10 protein-coding genes and 1 other RNA gene are annotated in these 12,582 nt (G+C 70.5%); 7 read left to right on the forward strand and 4 right to left on the reverse strand.

Going from position 1 to position 12,582, the window contains the following annotated elements; all coding sequences use genetic code 11:
• The first annotated feature begins 11 nt into the window (after positions 1–11).
• The 7 genes from V5F75_RS01705 to V5F75_RS01735 all read left to right on the forward strand — a co-directional run bounded on the left by V5F75_RS01705 (position 12) and on the right by V5F75_RS01735 (position 9,478).
• The gene (locus V5F75_RS01705) at positions 12–809 is read left to right on the forward strand and encodes an RNA-binding protein (RefSeq protein WP_394036932.1); all 798 of its coding nucleotides are present in this window, start codon (positions 12–14) and stop codon (positions 807–809) included.
• Complete coding sequence (infB, locus tag V5F75_RS01710) at positions 806–3,937, forward strand: translation initiation factor IF-2 (protein WP_509212135.1); 3,132 nt, start codon at positions 806–808, stop codon at positions 3,935–3,937. The genes V5F75_RS01705 and infB overlap by 4 nt, the downstream gene beginning before the upstream one ends.
• 290 nt (positions 3,938–4,227) lie before the next feature.
• The gene (gene rbfA / locus V5F75_RS01715) at positions 4,228–4,650 is read left to right on the forward strand and encodes a 30S ribosome-binding factor RbfA (protein ID WP_394036424.1); all 423 of its coding nucleotides are present in this window, start codon (positions 4,228–4,230) and stop codon (positions 4,648–4,650) included.
• Positions 4,647–5,717 (forward strand): tRNA pseudouridine(55) synthase TruB, encoded by a 1,071-nt coding sequence (gene truB / locus V5F75_RS01720; protein ID WP_394036422.1) that lies wholly within the window; start codon positions 4,647–4,649, stop codon positions 5,715–5,717. The genes rbfA and truB overlap by 4 nt, the downstream gene beginning before the upstream one ends.
• Before the next feature lie 221 nt (positions 5,718–5,938).
• Entirely contained in the window at positions 5,939–6,208 is a 270-nt protein-coding gene (gene rpsO, locus V5F75_RS01725; protein ID WP_393989489.1) for a 30S ribosomal protein S15, read from the forward strand.
• A 317-nt stretch (positions 6,209–6,525) separates the two neighbouring features.
• Positions 6,526–8,706, forward strand: a complete 2,181-nt coding sequence (pnp, locus tag V5F75_RS01730) for a polyribonucleotide nucleotidyltransferase (RefSeq protein WP_394036420.1) — start codon at positions 6,526–6,528, stop codon at positions 8,704–8,706.
• A 295-nt stretch (positions 8,707–9,001) separates the two neighbouring features.
• The gene (locus V5F75_RS01735; protein ID WP_394036418.1) at positions 9,002–9,478 is read left to right on the forward strand and encodes a ferritin-like domain-containing protein; all 477 of its coding nucleotides are present in this window, start codon (positions 9,002–9,004) and stop codon (positions 9,476–9,478) included.
• A gap of 78 nt (positions 9,479–9,556) precedes the next feature.
• On the opposite strand, the gene V5F75_RS01740 is transcribed toward V5F75_RS01735, so the two are convergent.
• The 4 genes from V5F75_RS01740 to ffs form a co-directional block, all read right to left on the reverse strand.
• Positions 9,557–9,877 (reverse strand): YbaB/EbfC family nucleoid-associated protein, encoded by a 321-nt coding sequence (locus tag V5F75_RS01740; RefSeq protein ID WP_394036416.1) that lies wholly within the window; start codon positions 9,875–9,877, stop codon positions 9,557–9,559.
• A gap of 328 nt (positions 9,878–10,205) precedes the next feature.
• A complete protein-coding gene (locus tag V5F75_RS01745; protein ID WP_394036414.1) occupies positions 10,206–12,053 on the reverse strand; it encodes a DNA polymerase III subunit gamma/tau in 1,848 nt (615 codons plus the stop codon).
• A 48-nt stretch (positions 12,054–12,101) separates the two neighbouring features.
• On the reverse strand, positions 12,102–12,323 hold the full coding sequence (locus tag V5F75_RS01750; protein WP_394036412.1) for a hypothetical protein: 222 nt from the start codon (positions 12,321–12,323) through the stop codon (positions 12,102–12,104).
• A 144-nt stretch (positions 12,324–12,467) separates the two neighbouring features.
• Positions 12,468–12,566, reverse strand: an RNA gene (ffs, locus tag V5F75_RS01755) — signal recognition particle sRNA small type.
• Between the last annotated feature and the right edge of the window lie 16 nt (positions 12,567–12,582).

The following is a 12,582-nucleotide window of genomic DNA, read 5'->3' on the forward strand; positions in this document are numbered from 1 at the left end:
GATGACCCGCAGTGCTTGCAGAAACGGTCGAGGTGGAGACGGACGAGGGACCGCGCGGGCTGAGCTCGCCGCGGGCGCCGCTCGCGCGCCTGTGCCTCGCCACGCGGCAGGTCACGCCGGTCACCCAGATGTTGCGCTTCGTGGTGGGGCCGGACGGGCACATCGTCCCGGACCTCGCCCGTAGGCTGCCCGGGCGCGGCGCGTGGGTTCGAGCCACACGCGCCGACCTGGAAACGGCCCTGAAGCGCAAGGCCTTCGGCCGCGCCTTCAAGGGCAAGGGGCAGCCCGCGCCCGACCTGGCAGCGCTGGTGGAAGGTCTTCTCGACAAGGATGTGCGCGCCGCTCTGTCCCTCGCCAACAAGGCGGGGCAGGTGGTGACCGGCGCCATGAAGGTGGAGCAGGCGCTCGCCTCGGGCACGGTCCAGGTGCTGCTCCACGCCGCCGACGCGCGCCCCGACGGGGTGCGCAAGCTCGACGCCCTCGCCCGCCAGGTTGCCCGCGCGGAAGCGGGTACGGCGCGCAAGGCGCCCGAGATCGTCGATTGCTTACCCGGCGTTGATTTGGACTTGGCGTTGGGGCGGTCAAATGTGGTACATGCGGCCCTGCTTGCGCATCCGACGACTGCGGGATTTCTCGCGCGCTGCCGCAGGCTCGAACGCTGGCGGATGGGGATACCCTCCAGCGACGAGCAGGCGGCACCCGTGAGCAGGGACCTTATGGCTCTGGCTCCGTCAGCAGAGCACCAGAGCGCCGAAGATGAGGACAGCAGCCGAGCGCCCGGCCGGATGCAAGGAACGGATACGGAATGAACGACACGAAGACACCCGGCGACAAGACGCTCCATCCCGCCCCCGGCAGCAAGACGCTCACCCTGAAGCGCCCGGTGGAGCAGGGCACGGTGCGCCAGAGCTTCAGCCATGGCCGCTCCAAGGCGGTCGTGGTGGAGAAGGTGAAGCGCCGCGTCATCCCCGGTGAGGCTGGTCATGCTCCGGCCGCGGCGCCCGCCGCCGCGCCGGCCGCTCCCGCGCGCCCCGCGGCGCCGGCAGCCGTGGCGCCTGCCGCGAAGGCTGCGCCCGCCGCGCCCCAGGCCGCGCCGGCCCCTGTTCCGGTTGCGCCGAGCGCGCCCCAGCCGCCGGCGCCCGTCGCGGCACCGGCTCCGGTGGAAGCCAAGGCGCCCGAGCCCGCTCCGGCCCCCGCTCCCGCCGCCGAGGCACCCAAGGCACCGGCGCCCGCAGCTCCCGCTCCGAGCGAGCCGGTGGCCGCCGCGCCCGCGCCCCAGGCGGCCCAGCCCGCGCCCGTCGCGGCGCCGGCCGAGCCCGCGCGCCCTGCGGCTCCCATAGCCCCGGCCGCCCCGCGTCCCGCGGCGCCCGCCCAGGGTGCATCGAGCCACGGCGCCACGCGCACGACCGGCGGCGCGCCGCAGCGCTCCGGCACCGGCGGCCCGCAGCGTTCCGGCGCGCCCCAGTCCAATCGTCCCGGCCAGGGCCATGGCGCCGCGCAGGGCCAGCGCAGCGGCGGGGGAGGCCCTGATCGCCGCTCCGGCGGCCCGCAGCAGGGCCGGCCCGGCTCCCAGCGCCAGGGCGGCTCCGGCGTGGTGCTGCGCACCCTGACCGATGAGGAGCGCAACGCCCGCGCCACCGCCCTTGCCGACGCGCGCGTCCGCGCCGTCGAAGAGGCGCGCATGGCCGAGGAGCGCCGCATCGCGGAGGAGGAGGCCCGTCGCCGCGCCGAGCGCGAGCGCGCCGAGCGCGCCGAGCGTGAGGCCGCCGAGGCGCGCAAGCGCGAGGAAGACGCGCGCCGCGCCGCCGAAGAGGACAAGAAGCGCAAGGCCGAGCAGGAAGCGCGCAAGCGCTTCGGCGAGGAGCAGGGCGCGACCGCCCGCCCCGCCGGTGCCTCCGCCGGCGCCGCCAGCCCGCGGCCCGCGACGCCGCGCCCGGCCGGCACAGCCGCCGAGTCCGAGGAGGAGCGCCGCACCGCCCGCAAGGGTCCGGGCGCGCGCATCGCCACCCCGGTGAAGGTGCCCCGCGCCCCGGCCGGCCCGGAGAAGCAGCGCGGCCGCCTCACCGTGGTCACCGCCCTGTCGAGCGACGAGGAGCGCCAGCGCTCCGTGGCGTCCTTCCGCCGCCGCACCCAGCGCATGACCGGCAACCGCGCCCAGGAGAGCAAGGAGAAGATCTCCCGCGAGGTCATCCTGCCCGAGACCATCACCATCCAGGAACTCGCCAACCGCATGTCGGAGCGCGGCGTGGATGTGATCCGCCTGCTGATGAAGCAGGGGCAGATGCTGAAGATCACCGACGTGATCGATGCCGACACCGCCGAGCTGATCGCCGAGGAGATGGGCCACACCGTGCGCCGCGTCTCGGAGTCCGACGTGGAAGAGGGCCTGTTCGACACGCCCGACGCCCCGGAGACCCTGGAGTCGCGTCCGGCCGTCGTGACCATCATGGGCCACGTCGACCACGGCAAGACCTCGCTCCTGGACGCCATCCGCAAGGCGAACGTGGTCTCCGGCGAGGCCGGCGGCATCACCCAGCACATCGGCGCCTATCAGGTGACCGCGCCGTCGGGCAGCAAGATCACCTTCATCGACACCCCCGGCCACGCCGCCTTCACCGCCATGCGCGCCCGCGGCGCCAAGGTGACGGATATCGTGGTGCTGGTGGTGGCCGCTGACGACGGCGTGATGCCGCAGACGGTGGAGGCCATCAACCACGCCCGCGCGGCGGGCGTGCCGATCATCGTGGCCATCAACAAGATCGACAAGCCCGGCGCCAAGCCCGAGCGCGTGCGCAGCGAGCTGCTCCAGCACGAGGTGCAGGTGGAGAGCATGGGCGGCGAGACGCTCGAGGTGGAGGTCTCCGCCAAGGAGCGCCTCAACCTCGACAAGCTGCTGGAAGCGATCGCCCTGCAGTCGGAGCTGCTCGACCTCAAGGCCAATCCGGACCGCGACGCCGAAGGCACCGTGGTGGAAGCCAAGCTCGATCGCGGCCGGGGCCCGGTGGCGACCGTGCTGGTGCAGCGCGGCACCCTGAAGGTCGGCGACATCGTCGTGGCCGGCGCCGAATGGGGCCGCGTGCGCGCCCTGATCTCCGACACCGGCGCCAACGTGGAGACCGCGGGTCCCTCGTTCCCGGTGGAGGTGCTGGGCTTCAACGGCACCCCGGAGGCGGGCGACCGCCTCGCCGTGGTGGAGAACGAAGCCCGCGCCCGCGAGATCACCGACTACCGCCAGCGCCAGAAGCGCGAGAAGGCGGCGGCGCGTTCCGCCACCATGCGCGGCTCGCTCGAGCAGATGATGAGCCAGGTCAAGGCGACCGGGCGCAAGGAATTCCCCCTCATCATCAAGGGCGACGTGTCCGGCTCGGTGGAGGCCATCATCGGCGCCCTCGAGAAGGTCGGCAACGACGAGGTGCAGGCCCGCATCATCCATTCGGGTGCCGGCGGCATCAACGAAAGCGACGTGACCCTCGCCGAGACTTCCGGCGCGGCCATCATCGCCTTCAACGTCCGCGCCAACAAGGAAGCGCGCGACGCGGCCGAGCGGGCGGGCATCGAGATCCGCTACTACAACATCATCTACGACCTCGTGGATGACGTGAAGAAGGCCATGAGCGGCCTGCTCGCTCCGGTCATCCGCGAGACCATGCTCGGCAACGCGCTCATCAAGGAGATCTTCGCGGTCTCCAAGGTCGGCAAGGTGGCGGGCTGCCAGGTCACCGACGGCGTCGTGGAACGCGGACAGCATGTCCGCCTCATCCGCGACAACGTGGTGATCCACGAAGGCAAGCTCGCGACCCTGAACCGCTTCAAGGATGCGGTGAACACCGTGCACGCCGGCCAGGATTGCGGCATGTCCTTCGAGAACTACCAGGACATGCGCGCGGGCGACGTCATCGAGTGCTTCCGCGTGGAGACGGTGCAGCGCTCGCTGTGAGGCGGGCCGGCCGCAAGCGCCGGGACGCGCCCCCGTCCGCGGGGGAAAAACGGGAGGGGGCCGCGTCGGCATCGGCGCCGGCCCTTCGCCCCGTTGTCTCTGGCTGACGCATCGCGCCTTCCCCAGGCTCGCCCCCGCCGGACGCGGGGCGGGCCCGGGCGCCGGAGTCCCGAGGGGCGCGGCGGCGCGCGGCGAGGAACCATCACCGGAGCGGCACGGTCCAAGCCCGTCCGCTCCCCCGAAGGAAAAGGCGCCCGGCCTGCCGCGGCGCCGCTGAGGCTTTAAGATCCATGAGACAAGAAACCCGCACGGGAGGCGGCCCCTCCCAGCGCATGCTGCGCGTCGGCGAGCTGGTGCGCCATGCCCTCGCCGACGTGCTCTCGCGCGGCGACCATATCGACCCGGTGCTGTCCGGCCACATCATCACGGTGCCGGAAGTGCGCATGTCGCCGGACCTAAAGATCGCCACCTGCTTCGTGATGCCGCTGGGCGGCAGGGACCTGAAGGCGGTGCTGAAGGCTCTCGACGACAACCGCCGCCACCTGCGTGCCGAGGTGGCCCGCCGGGTGGAGCTGAAATCCGTGCCCGAGCTGCGCTTCCGCGAGGACACCTCGTTCGACGAGGGCGCCCGCATGGACCAGCTCCTGCGCTCTCCCGAGGTCGTGCGCGACCTCGACACCGACAGCGACGACGAAGAGACCAACCGCGAATGACCTCCGCATCTGCCGCCGCCCCCGCCCCTGAGCCCGCCGAGGAGGGCGCAGCCGGCGCCCCGCGCGAGCGCGCGCCCCGCGCGCCCCGCGAGCAGGACAACCGCCCCCGCGCCCCCAAGCGCGACCTCGACGGCTGGGTGCTGCTGGACAAGCCCGTGGGCCTCACCTCCACCCAGGCGGTGACCGTGGTGAAGCGCCTGTTCGGCGCCAAGAAGGCCGGCCACGCCGGCACGCTCGATCCGCTGGCCTCGGGCTGCCTGCCCATCGCCTTCGGCGAGGCCACCAAGACCGTCCCCTACGTGATGGACGGCCGCAAGACCTACCGCTTCACCGTGCGCTTCGGCATCGAGACCGACACCGACGACGCCGAGGGCAAGGAGGTCGCGGCCTCCGACCTGCGCCCGGCGGACGAGGAGATCATCGCCGCCCTCGCCGCCTTCCAGGGCGAGATCATGCAGGTGCCGCCCGCCTACTCCGCCCTCAAGATCGGCGGCGAGCGCGCCTATGATCTCGCCCGCGAGGGCGAGGAGGTGAAGCTCCAGGCCCGGCCAGTCACCATCTTCAGCATCCGCATGGTGGAACGGCTCGATGCCGACCACGCGGTGCTGGAGGCCGAGTGCGGCAAGGGCACCTATGTGCGCGCCATCGCCCGCGACCTCGGCCGCATGCTGGGCGCGAAGGGCCATGTCTCGGCCCTGCGCCGCACCTCGGTGGGTCCGTTCCTGGAAGAGGACCTCGTGCCCCTGGACGAGCTGCGCGCCCGCGCGGACGCCGGCGAGGAGGCGCTGATGGAGGCGCTCGACCCGGTGGAGTTCGCCCTGGAGGAGTTGCCGCAGATCGCCGTGACCCCGCCGGACGCCCACCGCCTGCGCTGCGGGCAGAGCGTGATCCTGCGCGGGCGCGACGCGCCCATCGTGGACGGCCACGCCGCGGTTTTCTGCCAGAACGCGCTGATTGCCATCGGCGACGTGGAGGCGGGCGAGATCTATCCGCACCGCGTGTTCAACTGGGCCCGGAAGGGCCCGCCCCGCGCCAAGCCCCAGCGCCCGCCGCAGGCGCAGGACTGAAGCGGCGGCCGGCGGCGCAACATTCCGCTGGCTCCGCAGGCAAAAGCGACTATAGTCGCGCCGCGCGGACGGTGCCTTCGGGTGCCGCTTTTCGCGTTGCTGTTTCGACCGTGCTGGACGACATCCCGGCCCGGCCGACCCCACGCCCGCCCCGTCATTTCCGGCCATGCCGCGAAGGGGGAGCGGGCGCGTTTCTCCACATCGTCTGAAAGGAAAATACGATGTCGATCACTGCCGAGCGCAAGCAGGCGCTCATCAAGGAATACGGGGCCAAGGAAGGCGACACCGGTTCGCCGGAAGTGCAGGTGGCGGTGCTCACCGAGCGCATCGTGAACCTCACCGAGCACTTCAAGTCCCACCACAAGGACAACCATTCCCGCCGCGGCCTGCTCAAGCTGGTCTCGCAGCGCCGTAGCCTCCTCGACTATCTGAAGAAGAAGGACGAGGGCCGCTACAAGAGCCTCATCGGGCGCCTCGGCCTGCGCCGCTGACGCTTGTGCCGGATCCGGGCCCGCCCCGGATCCGCCTGCGCCCCTGCGGGCGCGCACGAAACGGAACCCGGCGCCAAGGCCGGGCGCCGCAAGCATAAGAAGGCCCGGCTCTCCGCCGAGGCCGCGCGCCGCGAAAGGCGCGCCGTCGCCGCAGGCATGAGGCCTGCCGCGCATGATATGAACGCAAGGGACGAGTCATGGCAGGATCGCCGGACGCTACCGTCGGGGCCCCTTCGTGAGGAGGGCAGCCTCGCGCGGCGCGTCCGGCCGTCTTGCTCATGGCTCTCCCCGTCTGCCATAGAGAAAGACAAGACAACATGTTCGACATTCACAGCGAGACGCTGGACTGGGGCGGCACGCCCCTGACCCTCGAGACGGGCAAGATGGCCCGCCAGGCGGACGGCTCCGTGCTCGCCACCTACGGCGACACCAAGGTGCTGGCCACCGTCGTCTCGGCCAAGGAGCCGAAGCCCGGCCAGGACTTCTTCCCCCTGACCGTCAACTACCAGGAAAAGACCTACGCGGCCGGCCGCATCCCCGGCGGCTACTTCAAGCGCGAGGGCCGTCCCTCCGAGAAGGAGACCCTGGTCTCCCGCCTCATCGACCGCCCCATCCGCCCCCTGTTCCCCGACGGCTACAAGTGCGACACCCAGGTGATCATCACCGTGCTCGCCCATGACCTGGAGAACGATCCCGACATCGTCTCCATGGTGGCCGCCTCCGCCGCCCTCACCCTCTCCGGCATTCCCTTCATGGGCCCGGTGGGCGCCGCCCGCGTCGGCTTCATCGACGGCGAGTACGTGCTCAACCCCACCGTGGACGAAGTGAAGGAATCGGCCCTGGAGCTGGTGGTCGCCGGCACCGCCGACGCCGTGCTGATGGTGGAATCCGAAGCCAAGGAGCTGCCCGAGGAGATCATGCTCGGCGCGGTGATGTTCGGCCACCGCCACTTCCAGCCGGTGATCGAGGCCATCATCAAGCTGGCCGAGAAGGCCGCCAAGGAGCCGCGCACCTTCGAGCCGGTGGACGTTTCCGCCATCGAGGCCAAGGTGAAGGAGATCGCCGAGGCCGACCTGCGCGCCGCCTACAAGATCAAGCAGAAGCAGTCCCGCTACGAGGCGGTCGGCGCCGCCAAGGCCAAGGTGAAGAAGCACTACGAGGAGCTCGCCCTTTCCGGCGAGGCGGTGCCCAACGCCCAGCTCGTGTCCGAGGTGTTCAAGGCGCTCGAAGCCAAGATCGTGCGCTGGAACATCCTCGACGACGGCATCCGCATCGACGGTCGCGACGTGCGCACCGTGCGCCCGATCGTGTCCGAGGTCGGCATCCTGCCGCGCGCCCACGGCTCGGCCCTGTTCACCCGCGGCGAGACGCAGGCCCTGGTGGTCGCCACCCTCGGCACCGGCGAGGACGAGCAGTTCATCGACAGCCTGGAAGGCACCTACAAGGAGCACTTCCTGCTGCACTACAACTTCCCGCCCTTCTCCGTGGGCGAGACCGGCCGCATGGGCTCCCCCGGCCGCCGCGAAATCGGCCACGGCAAGCTCGCCTGGCGCGCCATCCACCCGATGCTGCCGGCCAAGCACGAGTTCCCCTACACCCTGCGCGTTGTCTCCGAGATCCTGGAGTCCAACGGCTCGTCCTCCATGGCCACCGTCTGCGGCTCCTCGCTGGCGCTGATGGACGCGGGCGTGCCGCTGCGGCGCCCGGTGGCGGGCATCGCCATGGGCCTCATCCTCGAGGGTGAGAAGTTCGCCGTGCTCTCCGACATCCTGGGCGACGAGGACCACCTCGGCGACATGGACTTCAAGGTGGCCGGCACCGAGAACGGCGTCACCTCGCTGCAGATGGACATCAAGATCGCCGGCATCACCGAGGAGATCATGAAGGTCGCCCTGGCCCAGGCCAAGGACGGTCGCGCCCACATCCTCGGCGAGATGGCGAAGGCCCTCACCACCGCCCGCGCGGAGCTGGGCGAGCACGCCCCGCGCATCGAGGTGATGAAGATCCCGGTGGACAAGATCCGCGAAGTGATCGGCTCCGGCGGCAAGGTGATCCGCGAGATCGTCGAGAAGACCGGCGCCAAGGTCAACATCGAGGACGACGGCACCATCAAGATCGCCTCCTCGTCGGGTGACAGCATCAAGGCGGCCATCAACTGGATCAAGTCCATCGCCTCCGAGCCGGAGGTGGGCCAGATCTACGAGGGCACCGTGGTGAAGGTGGTGGACTTCGGCGCCTTCGTGAACTTCTTCGGTTCCAAGGACGGCCTGGTGCACGTCTCCCAGATGGCCCGCGAGCGCGTCGCCAAGCCCTCCGACGTCGTCAAGGAAGGCGACAAGGTGAGGGTGAAGCTCATGGGCTTCGACGAGCGCGGCAAGACCCGCCTTTCCATGAAGGTGGTGGACCAGGCGACCGGCGAGGACCTCGAGGCCAAGGAGAAGGCCGAGAAGGAAGCCGCCCGCGCCGCCGCCGATGGCGAGAACGGCGCGGCGGAGTGATCCGCCGCGGGCGTGAACCCGCACCGTTCAGAAACGCGAGGGGCGGCCGAAAGGCCGCCCCTTTGCTTTGGGCGCCCGGAGCGAGAGCGTTTTCGAGCGACTGGAAACCGGTTCGCGAAAAGAAAACGCGCCAAAGCCCGAGCGGAGAATTGGCCGCTCCATGACCTGGATCAATCGGGCCGCGCCATCCCTGCCGTAAAGATCAGCGGATATTTTTCGCCACGCCACGGCGCGCGTTCGCCTGCCGCGTCGGCGCCCCGCATTTCCATCGCACCGCATTCCGGAGGACGGCACATTGAAGAGCGTCGAAGAATTCCTGGCCTATGCCGCCAAGCTCGAAGAGGAGGCCGCGCTGCGCTTCGGCGAGCTGGCGGACGCCATGACGAGCTGCGGCAACACCGAGGTGGGCCAGCTCTTCCGGCAGCTGTCGGACTATTCACGCATGCATCTTTCCGATGCACGCGCGCGCGCCATGTATCGCGACATTCCCGACCTGAAGCCCAACGAGTTCCAGTGGCCGGACCTGGAGAGCCCCGAAACCGCGCGCATCTGGGCCGCCGATCCCTTCCTCGGCCATGCCGAGGCGCTGGAGATCGCGCGGGAGGCCGAGGAGGCGAGCCGCGATTACTACAAGTCCATCCTCGACACCACTGAAGACCCGGAGATCAAGGCGCTCGCGCAGGAATTCTTCGAGGAAGAGAGCGAGCACGTGCGCGAGATCCACAAATGGATCGCCGCCTATAAAGCCGGGCAGCGCGCCCCGGCGCAGTGAGCCGCACGCCGCGCGGACGCGGCGCCGCACGTGCCGGCCGGGGGCGGTGACGCCACCCCGGCCGAGCCCCGGGGCCGATCAGAACAGTTTCATGCCCGCCGGCAGGGAGAGGCCGCCCGTGAGCGACTGCATCTTCTCCTGCATCACGCGCTCGGCCTTGGCGCGGGCCTCGGCCAGGGCCGCGACGATGAGATCCTCGATGATCTCCACCTCGTCCGGCTTCACGAGCGAGGGGTCGATGTGCACCGCCTTGCACTCGCCCTTGGCGGTGACGCGGGCGGTGACCAGCCCGCCGCCGGAGGCGCCCTCCACCTCGATGGTGTCGAGCTCGGCCTGCATCTGCTGCATGCGCTCCTGCAGCTCCTTGGCCTGCTTCATCATGCCCAACAGGTCGCGCATCGCCGCTTTTCTCCTTCAGTAAAGTGCTTTCAGGCGAAGCCGCCGGCGGCCCACGCGAAAGCACGTAAATGCGGAAACCCGGTTTCCTTCCATGAGCCCGCACGCGTGGCACATGCTCCGGCCCCATGCTTTATCGCGGTTCCGGAAGCAAAGCCGCTGCGCGCCATCGCTCAGCTTACCCTATCGCGTTTCCGGGCGAAGTGGGTACCGGTTGGCGTGAAGGAAACGCGTAAAGCTGAAAAGATAGATCGTCTCGGTGTTTCCATGAAACGCTGAAACGATCCAGTCCTTTTCACACGAACCGGCATCGGCTTCGCGTGAAAATGCCCTAGTACTCGATCTCGTCATCGGGTCCGGGCCCCGCATAGGCGTCTTCCTCCGCCGGCGGAAGGGCCTCGGCCGCGACATCGTCCCGGGTGCGCACGTCCACCACCTCGGCGCCGGGAAAGCGCGAGAGCACCGCCGCCACCAGCGGATGGGCCTTGATGCCCTCCTCCCGCTCGGCGCGGCGCGCCTGCTTCTCCTCGGCGAGGGTGGCGCCGCCTTCCTCCTGCGAGAGGGAGACGAGCCAGCGCCGGCCGGTCCATTCCGTGAGCTTGCGGGAGATGTCTCCCACCACCGTGGCGCTGGCGCCGGGCGCGAGGGCAAGCTCGATGTGCCCATCCTCGAACCGCACCGGGCGCACCTGGGTCTCCACCGCCAGCTTCAGCATCAGGTCGCGCTTCTCGCTGGCGAGGGCGGCGAGGTCCGTGAGGCTGGAAAGGCGGGGCCCCGCCTGGGCGGGCATGGCCGGCGCGGGAGCGGGCATGGGCCGCGGCATCGCCGTGGCGGCCGCCAGGGACAATCGCGCGCCCCCTCCCCCGCCGCCGCCACCGGAGGGGGCGGGCGTGGATGTGGGCGTGGACGCCGGAGGGGGCTGGTCCTTCAGGCGGCGCAGGGCCTCGTCCGGGGTGGGCAGGTCGGCGGCATAGGCGAGGCGCACCAAAGCCATCTCCGCCGCCTGCACCGGCTTGCCGGCCTGCTGCACCTCGCCGACGCCCTTCTGGAGCATCTGCCACGCCCGCGCCAGCACGCGCATGGAAAGGGCGCCCGCCATCTGCCCGCCGCGCACGCGCTCGGCCTCCACCAAGGCGGCATCCTCGGCCGCGCCGGGCACGATCTTCAGGCGCGTGACGAGATGGGTGAATTCGGCAAGGTCGGTGAGGATCACCGCCGGATCGGCGCCGGCGTCGTATTGGTCGCGAAACTCGGCCAGCGCCTTCGGCATGTCGCCGCGCATGAGCGCCTCGAACAGGTCGATCACCCGCCCCTTGTCGGCAAGGCCCAGCAGGCGGCGCACCTCCTCCGCCGAAACCTGCCCGCCGCCGTGGGCGATGGCCTGGTCGAGCAGGGAGAGGCTGTCGCGCACCGAGCCCTCGGCCGCCCGCGCCACGATGGAGAGCGCCTCGGCCTCGATCCGCACCCCCTCCTTGGCGCAGATGCCGGCGAGGTGCTCGGCCAGCACGCCCGCGTCCACGCGGCGCAGGTCGAAGCGCTGGCAGCGCGAGAGCACGGTGACGGGCACCTTGCGGATCTCGGTGGTGGCGAAGATGAACTTCACATGCTCCGGCGGCTCCTCCAGCGTCTTCAGCAGCCCGTTGAAGGCCGCCGTGGAGAGCATGTGCACTTCGTCGATGATGTAGACCTTGTAGCGCGCCATCACCGGGCGGTAGCGCGCGCTCTCGATGATCTCGCGGATGTCGTTGATGGAGGTGTTGGACGCGGCGTCCATCTCCATCACGTCCACATGGCGTGATTCGATGATGTCGCGGCAGTGCTTGCCGGGCACGGAGAGGTCGAGGCTGGGCCCGCCGGGCGCGCCATCGGCGGGCTCGTAATTGAGCGCGCGGGCGAGGATGCGGGCGGTGGTGGTCTTGCCCACCCCGCGCACGCCGGTGAGGATGTAGGCCTGGGCGATGCGGCCGGAAGCGAACGCATTCCTCAGGGTGCGGACCATGGCCTCCTGGCCGATGAGGTCCTTGAAGTTCTGCGGCCGGTACTTGCGCGCCAGCACCCTATAGGCCCCCGCCGCCGGCTGGGCAGGCGCCGGGGGCGCGCCGAGATCGAGGCCGGAGCCGTCGTGCTCCGGCGTCTCCAGGGCGGGGGCGTCAAGGTCGTCGCGGGTGGTGTCGCTCATGCCATCCTACATAGAGCATCCGCGCCGGTGCCGCCACGCGGGCGGGGATCACTTCGCCTTGGTGAGCACGTCCACGTCGCCCACGCGCACGCAGACATAACGGCGGAAGCCCTGCTCGAACTCGCCCTTGGCCTTGGCGTCGAGCTTGGTGGGCACATTGCGGGCGATGGAGGCCTTGCAGGCGTCCTCGGAGGCGTAGGCGGCCTCCTTCACCACATGCACGTCCGGACCGGAAAGGGCATTGAGCAGGACGATGACGACGACCCACATGCTGGCAGCTCCTGTGTTGGGGCGCCATGTTCGTAATGGGCGATCGGAGCAGGATTGCGACGGGCCGCGGCCATCCACAGGCGCTGCGCCCGCAGCACGCCCCCGCGCCGCGCGGAACGCGCAGGAGGCAGGGGCTGCTGATGGGGTGGGAGGCTGGACGAAGACCCGAGACCGGGCTCGTTGGGGCTGCTTCCTTCCGGACCTGACCCGGTTGGCGAGTGGCTCGTCCACCGCCAACCTCCCGAGCGACCATATGGCA

Source organism: Xanthobacter albus, from assembly GCF_043194895.2.
Classification (GTDB): domain Bacteria; phylum Pseudomonadota; class Alphaproteobacteria; order Rhizobiales; family Xanthobacteraceae; genus Xanthobacter.

Coding starts and splice junctions, on each gene's coding strand:
- infB (WP_509212135.1), top strand. CDS start 806: ATGAACGACACGAAGACACCCGGCGACAAGACGCTCCATCCCGCCCCC.
- rpsO (WP_393989489.1), top strand. CDS start 5,939: ATGTCGATCACTGCCGAGCGCAAGCAGGCGCTCATCAAGGAATACGGG.
- rbfA (WP_394036424.1), top strand. CDS start 4,228: ATGAGACAAGAAACCCGCACGGGAGGCGGCCCCTCCCAGCGCATGCTG.
- V5F75_RS01750 (WP_394036412.1), bottom strand. CDS start 12,323: ATGTGGGTCGTCGTCATCGTCCTGCTCAATGCCCTTTCCGGTCCGGAC.
- pnp (WP_394036420.1), top strand. CDS start 6,526: ATGTTCGACATTCACAGCGAGACGCTGGACTGGGGCGGCACGCCCCTG.
- truB (WP_394036422.1), top strand. CDS start 4,647: ATGACCTCCGCATCTGCCGCCGCCCCCGCCCCTGAGCCCGCCGAGGAG.
- V5F75_RS01740 (WP_394036416.1), bottom strand. CDS start 9,877: ATGCGCGACCTGTTGGGCATGATGAAGCAGGCCAAGGAGCTGCAGGAG.
- V5F75_RS01745 (WP_394036414.1), bottom strand. CDS start 12,053: ATGAGCGACACCACCCGCGACGACCTTGACGCCCCCGCCCTGGAGACG.